The 4,928-nt window shown below is 65.3% G+C and carries 5 protein-coding genes; 1 reads left to right on the top strand and 4 read right to left on the bottom strand.

Annotated features, from left to right (window positions below; translation table 11 throughout):
• Positions 1–447: S-adenosylmethionine:tRNA ribosyltransferase-isomerase (locus AC1D00_RS26670; RefSeq protein ID WP_477012705.1), on the top strand; the 447-nt coding region annotated here is incomplete at its 5' end.
• A gap of 112 nt (positions 448–559) precedes the next feature.
• Here AC1D00_RS26670 and AC1D00_RS26665 read toward each other — a convergent pair.
• The 4 genes from AC1D00_RS26665 to AC1D00_RS26650 form a co-directional block, all read right to left on the bottom strand.
• Positions 560–1,597 (bottom strand): aspartate-semialdehyde dehydrogenase, encoded by a 1,038-nt coding sequence (locus tag AC1D00_RS26665; protein WP_477012704.1) that lies wholly within the window; start codon positions 1,595–1,597, stop codon positions 560–562.
• 230 nt (positions 1,598–1,827) lie between these two features.
• Positions 1,828–2,430 carry a PepSY domain-containing protein gene (locus AC1D00_RS26660; RefSeq protein ID WP_477012703.1) on the bottom strand — a complete coding sequence of 201 codons (603 nt, stop codon included), beginning with the start codon at positions 2,428–2,430 and terminating at the stop codon, positions 1,828–1,830.
• Positions 2,431–2,683: 253 nt separating this feature from the next.
• Positions 2,684–3,430 carry a TetR/AcrR family transcriptional regulator gene (locus AC1D00_RS26655; protein ID WP_477012702.1) on the bottom strand — a complete coding sequence of 249 codons (747 nt, stop codon included), beginning with the start codon at positions 3,428–3,430 and terminating at the stop codon, positions 2,684–2,686.
• 135 nt (positions 3,431–3,565) lie between these two features.
• Positions 3,566–4,723, bottom strand: coding sequence for a patatin-like phospholipase family protein (locus tag AC1D00_RS26650; protein WP_404556524.1), 1,158 nt, complete (start codon positions 4,721–4,723; stop codon positions 3,566–3,568).
• Between the last annotated feature and the right edge of the window lie 205 nt (positions 4,724–4,928).

Genomic DNA, 4,928 nt, shown 5'->3' with positions numbered 1-4,928 from the left:
GGCCTCAACCGCGTAACGCTGCATGTCGGGGCAGGGACGTTCCTGCCGGTGAAGGTGGACGACACCGCAGGCCACAAGATGCATGCCGAGTGGGGCACGATCTCGGCCGGGACGGCGGAGCGGCTGAACGTTGCGCGGAAGAACGGCGGGCGCATCATCGCGGTCGGCACCACGTCGTTGCGGCTGCTTGAAAGCGCAGCAAGCGAGGACGGCACCATCCAGCAGTTTGCGGCCGAGACGTCGATCTTCATCACCCCCGGCTATCGCTTCCGCGCCGTCGATATTCTGCTGACCAATTTCCACTTGCCGAAGTCGACGCTGTTCATGCTGGTGTCGGCGTTCGCCGGGCTCGAGACGATGAAGCAGGCCTATGCGCATGCGATCGCGCAGGGCTATCGGTTCTATTCGTATGGCGACGCCTGCCTGCTGTTTCGCGCAGAGCCGTAGGGTGGGTTAGCGAAGCGTAACCCACCAAGGTCTATCTTCGCGGAAGCGAAAGAGGTGGGTTACGCCAGCGGACTGCGCTTCGCGCAGCCGCGGGCTAACCCACCATGCTTCGTTACGCCATCACCCGCTGCGGCAGGAGCTCGGCAATCTGCACCGCGTTCAGCGCGGCGCCCTTGAGCAGCTGATCCGCCGCCACGAACATCGAGATCGAATGCCCACTGGGATCGCTGAGGTCCTTGCGGATGCGGCCGACCAGGACATCATCCTGGCCCGAGGCGTCGATCGGCATCGGGAAGTAGTTCTTCACGCGGTCGTCGACGATCTTCACGCCGGGCGCCTGCGCCATGATGGCGCGGACCTGGTCCTCGGTGATCGGCTTCTCGCATTCGAAGGTGATGGCCTCGCAATGGGCGCGCAGCACCGGCACGCGGACGCAGGTGACACCGACGGCGATGGTCTCGTCCTCGAAGATCTTGCGGGTTTCCTTGATGACCTTGGTCTCTTCGTCGTTGTAGCCGGTCTCGGGGTCGACCGCGGTGTTGTGGTTGAAGAGATTGAAGGCGTAGGGGTGCGGCATCACCTTGGGCGTATAGACCTGCCCGTTGAGATTGGCGCGGGTGGACTCGACGAGCTCCTCCATCGCGGCCGCGCCGGCGCCGGAGGCCGCCTGGTAGGTCGAGATGATGACGCGCTTGATGCGGTTCTTCTGATGGATCGGCCAGAGCGGCACCAGCGCGGTGATCGCGGCGCAGTTCGGGTTGGCGATGATGCCCTTGTGGTCGCGGATGCGGTTGGCGTTGATCTCGGGGATCACCAGCGGCACGTTCGGATCCATCCGGAAGGCGGAGGAGTTGTCGACCACGACCGCGCCGGCCTTGACCGCAACAGGCGCATACTTCTTCGAGATGCTGCCGCCGGCGGAGAACAGGGCGATATCGACGCCCTCGAAGGCGCGCTCGGTCAGTTCCTCGATGACGACGTTTTGGCCGCGGAACGACACCGTCTTGCCGGCCGAGCGGGCGCTTGCCAGCGCCTTGAGCTTGCCGACGCGGAAACCACGCTTGTCCATGGTGGCGATGAATTCGGCGCCCACCGCACCGGTGACGCCGACAATCGCGACGACGGGATCGTTACTCACTTTGTCCTCCATTGCGTTGAAATCCAGACAACAAAAAAGCCCCGGACCAGAGGGCGGGGCTTCGGTAGAGCTGATGCGTTTCAGTGGACGACTACGCGCGCACGCCTCCCCGGGCCCCGAAGGCCGTGGTGGTTTTGGTCGTGCGTTTGGTGGTCGTGAACATGGCGGCGACTTATGCGGGAGAGTCTTGCGCCCGTCAATGGCTTTTCGGCGGGATTGTGACCGTCGGCCGGGAGCCGTGTCTACTTCGTCCGGGCGCCCGGCGGCTCGAGGATGACCTCCTTGAGGTCGTCGCCGCTGATCACGACGATCGCGAAATTGAGCCGGCCGCGTTCGCGCACGAGGCCGCCGCTGATCGCCTTGCCGGACGCTGCCTGCTCAGCGACGCGTACGGCATCCGCAAGGCGGTGCCGGATCGCGCCGAGTGCAGCGAGGTTGCTGCGATCGTCGTGGTCGAGTTCGGCGAGGGGGAGGGCGGCCTCGCCGCCGACGAGCTCGCCGGTCGCGGCGTTGATGGTGTGGCGCCAGATCCGGTCGTTGTGCAGGGTCTTCACCCGGTAGACCGGCACGCCGGAGGCACCGTCAAAACTCACGTCCGCCGTCGTGGCGCCGGCGTGGCGGGACTCCGCGATGGCCATGGCCTGGCTGATCGAGATGGGCGAGCCGCGGAAGCGCTCGATCTCGCGGCTGACCGCTTGGCGGTCCGCCTCGGCGTCACCATCTGTGTCGCTGTGAAGCGCGGTCGGTGTGCCCGTGGTCACGATCGCTTGTGCGGGCGCTGCAAGGAGCAGCGCGGGCAATGCGATCGCAAACAATCGCGAGGTCCATCGTTTGGCTGTCGTCATGCTCGAAACCCTCGGCCAGCGAGTGTGCCGGATGATCGTAAAGAATTCGCGGCCGGCCTTGGGCATCGGCCGGCCGCCGAGCGTCGTGGCGGGCGGTACCCGTCGCGGCGATCGAAGCGGTATGGACCTCTTTTGGGGCTGGTGAAAAAAGCGGCCCGTACCAACTTATAACGAAACAATACCGTATCGTTTTATTTCGGTCAATGGCGGTGCGATGGCCCCCTTGGGGATAGATGGCCAGCTCACGGAATTGTCAGCGGGGGGAGCGTCGCCGCGGCGTGCCCTTGGGGGCGCCCTGGACGCGGTCGGCGGGGCCCAGCGCACCGGCCAGGAACAGCTTGATCGCCGTGCGCATCCGCTTTTCCGCGGACTTCAACTCCAGTGCCGTTCCGAACGTCGCCATGCGGTGGGTATGACCGACGACGACGTCGAGAAACACTTCCGCTGCGATGGTGGTGTCGTCGACGTCGAGCGCGCCTTGCACCGCCAGATGGTCGAAGAAGCGCGCCGTCGTGGCAACGGCCTTGAGCCAGCCTTCCTCCATGCCGAGCTTGGCGACATCGGGGAAGTTGATGGCCTGTGACGTCATCATGCGGCTGAAGGCGACGGCATCGGGCCCGCAGGTGAAGCTCAGCATCTCGCGCCCGATCTCGACCAGCCGCTGCTCGACGGGGATGTCCGAGGCGCTGCTGAGTTGCGTCTCGGCGGCCGCCGACAGCGGCGCAAGCCAGCGCGCGATCTCGCGCCTCAGCACGGCGGCAAACAGGCCGCGCTTGTCGCCGTAACGGGAATAGACGGTGGGCTTGCTCACCCGCGCCGCTTCCGCAACCGCATCGAGCGAGGTGGCGTCGAAGCCGCGATCCAGGAACAGGCGGGTGGCGACCTCGATCAGCCGCTGGTCGCGCTCGATCGCGGCGGTCTTGGTCGGCCGGCCGCCGCGCGATTTCGGCACCTCGCGCCGTGCTGCTGCCGGTCTTGTCTTGGTCGCAGTCAATCCCATGCCCGATGATTCCTGCGCGGTCGTTCCAATCGTCATTGCTCTATAACGCGCAGCAGCCGGGGCGTCATCGCGAATCTGGCCGAATTGGCCGTATCGTCAACGGTCTCGATCCGACCTCGTTCCGCCACCGGGGTCTCATGGCAGCGCCGAAGTCCAGGCCTGGCCCGCGGCCGCCTTCTCATATCCGTACTGATACAGCGCCCGCATATAGGCGGTGTCGAATCCTTCCGAGGGCGGTGCGGGGTAGTCGCGCGCGATGTAGGAGAGATGGAAGCCGAGGTGGTTGCGCCTGGCGAAATCATAGGTCGAGAAGATGATCGAGCGGGTCTGCGACTGCGTGATTGCCGACAGGCTGCGAGAGGCGACATCGACAGTGCTGTTGGACACGAGCTCGAAGTTGCGTTCGATCTTCTTGTTGACGAGGATGTAGATGTCCATCTTCGCGCTGCCAGGCAGGCGGCTGCCCTGGAACAGCAAGGCTTCCGGCAGCGTCAGCACCGGGGCGGTCACGCCGCCGTCGACGTGCATCTCCTGAAACCTGCGGCCCTGGCCTTCGGCGTCGATCATGATCGGTGGAAACACCAGGGGAATGCTGGCCGAGGCCGCCATCACGTCGCGAAACAGTTTGAGCGCCTCGGGCGTGCCGACCTCCGCGATCTTGCCCATGTTCCAGATCGCGGTCCGCTGGGTGTCCAGGTCGGTCGTCACGATCAGCAGCCGTCGGCCCTTGGCGTTTTCGCGCGCGACTTGTGCCATGATCTCCGGCCCGACATAGCGGGCGACGAGCTCGCGCAGGCGTGTATTGCCGAACAGGCCGGATCCGAACAGCACGCGTATGATGCTGGGATCGTTCAGGAGGCTCTCCGCGATGCCGCTGGTGTAGACCTCCTTCAACGTGTCGTCATATTGCGAGCCGAGAAACGCAAAGGGCGCGATCAGGCCGCCGGTGCTCACGCCCGAGACGACCGAGAAGGTGGGACGGGTTCTGGCCGCGGTCCAGCCGTTGAGCACGCCGACGCCATAGGCGCCATCCGCACCGCCGCCGGAGAGCGCCAGATAGGACTTCGCCGCGTTGCCGTTGTCCTTCTCGAAGCTGAACTTCGTGACGGGGTCGTCGGCGTAACGCCGCAGGCCGTCGATATCGAGCACGCGCGACGTGCTGGCCTCGGCGGCGGTATAGGGCGTACGGGGCAGGGAGGTGCAGGCGCCGAGCGCCAGGCTGCAGGCGAGGACCAGGAACCCGATCAGGCGGGCGCCTGTCTGCCTGCCCCGGCCATGTGAAGGCACGGACATTTCAGTCGAATATGAAGTGAAGGGCATCGTCGGTGGCTGGCGATCACGCATCTACCGCCGCCGGCAAACTCGCCGCGGCATCTCGTCCAGCCCCACGCTAAAACTATACGGTATCGTTTTGTTTAACAAGGTGGGGGAGACGATAGCGGGGGCCATTTGTGTCCCAGTCTGAGGCACAGGCCGGCCGAAGTGCGGTCCTGCGGGT

The sequence above is a fragment of the Bradyrhizobium sp. P2_E8 genome (genome assembly GCF_056403875.1).
The sequence above is the reverse complement of the archived record's forward strand: the minus strand, read 5'-3'. Positions and strand labels throughout refer to the sequence as shown.